The sequence below is a fragment of the Chryseobacterium takakiae genome (assembly GCF_900129385.1).
GTDB classification, from domain to species: Bacteria; Bacteroidota; Bacteroidia; order Flavobacteriales; family Weeksellaceae; genus Chryseobacterium; species Chryseobacterium takakiae.
The window spans coordinates 1-1361 of sequence record NZ_FQVO01000041.1 but is presented as its reverse complement, the minus strand read 5'-3'; the positions used below and the strand labels follow the sequence as shown (position 1 = coordinate 1361).

Sequence of the window (1361 nt, the reverse complement as noted above, 5' to 3'; positions counted from 1 at the left end):
GTGGTGGATCCATTAGCGGAGAAATACAGAAGATGGTCACCTTATAATTATGTGATGAATAATCCTTTAAGATTTATTGATCCGGATGGCAGACAGAGCGAGGAAGTTGTTAGAAGTCAAGCTTCAATTCAACAAGACAGTGAAATTTCAAAAGAAATTAGAAGAAACTTTACTCCCCCTAATGAATACGAAGTTGATTTAAAAACAGGTAAAACTAGACAGATTAGCAATTTAGGTGGCGATGAAATTGACTTTTATCATTATATTGGTGGTGGAGCTGGTTTTAATGGAAGAACAAGAATTGTGGATCGTGAAACAGGACAGGATCAATGGATGAAATCTTCAAAAAATATAAGAGGTTATAGCCATAGAGGCAGTAATGTAGATTGGGATCTTCTTTATGAGGAGTTTTTACAAGGTTCTGGTCCTGAAAATAGTTTATTAATAGGTAAAGGTAGTAGTGCAGTGAAAAAATTAATTAATACACAGATTTATTTAGATGCGGCCACAGACTTTATGAACACCTCCACGAATGAAAAATCAAAATATGATGCATCTTTTGGTCCTTGGGGAGCTATAAGAGAAAATTTTAATATGCAAGGACAATTTATGGGGAAGACAAACTTCAGCTTTTACCCTGTTGGAAATAAGGTCGTAATCATGGCTTTTGATTCTAAATCAATTTCATCTTATTCTCTTAATCCATTTAATAAAGGTGAATCAAGAAATATACCTCGCAGTAATGGTATAGGTGTTCCGCAAAGTACAACTCACCAAACATATATTTGGTGGACAACAAAAAATAATTTATTTAGATGAAAAAAATATCTTTTTTAACAATTTTGTTCTTTCTTTTTTCATGTTCTATAAAGAAAACTGAAATTTTAGGAAAATATGAATATAAAGGAAGTGAAACAATTGATTCTCTTATAATTGAAGAGAATTTATATATACATAAAATATTTAATAAACAAGGGAAGTTAATGTATCAAGGGAAATCTTCTTGGGAATTGGGAGGGAAAAATAGAATTATCTTTTTAAACTTTTACGATAACGAAAACTATGATTTAAAAGAATTTTTAACAGAAGAGCAAGCAGAAAAATTTTTGACAAGGCTTTCTTGCCCAATTTATAAACAAAATCAACAAGTTATTATAGAAATGAATGCTGATGAAAATATTTTTTACAAGAAAATTCCCGCTCGTGTTGGTAGATAAAAACAAAACCCCGATCTCGCGGATTTGTAATCCGTGAGCAATAATAAAGAGAAGCCGTCTCACAACTGAGGCGGTTTTTTTTATTAAAAAAAGTTGTAATATTAGCGAGTATTTTGTATATTTATCTGGTAATCAGTCATATAT

At 31.2% G+C, this 1361-nt stretch carries 1 protein-coding gene and 1 pseudogene; both read left to right on the top strand.

Features of this window, described 5'->3' with window-relative positions; genetic code table 11:
• Positions 1 to 819, top strand: a pseudogene (locus BUA76_RS18990) (RHS repeat-associated core domain-containing protein); the annotation flags it as partial.
• Entirely contained in the window at positions 816 to 1217 is a 402-nt protein-coding gene (locus BUA76_RS18985) for a hypothetical protein (protein WP_072886362.1), read from the top strand. The pseudogene BUA76_RS18990 and the gene BUA76_RS18985, both read left to right, overlap by 4 nt.
• The last annotated feature ends 144 nt before the right edge of the window (positions 1218 to 1361 follow it).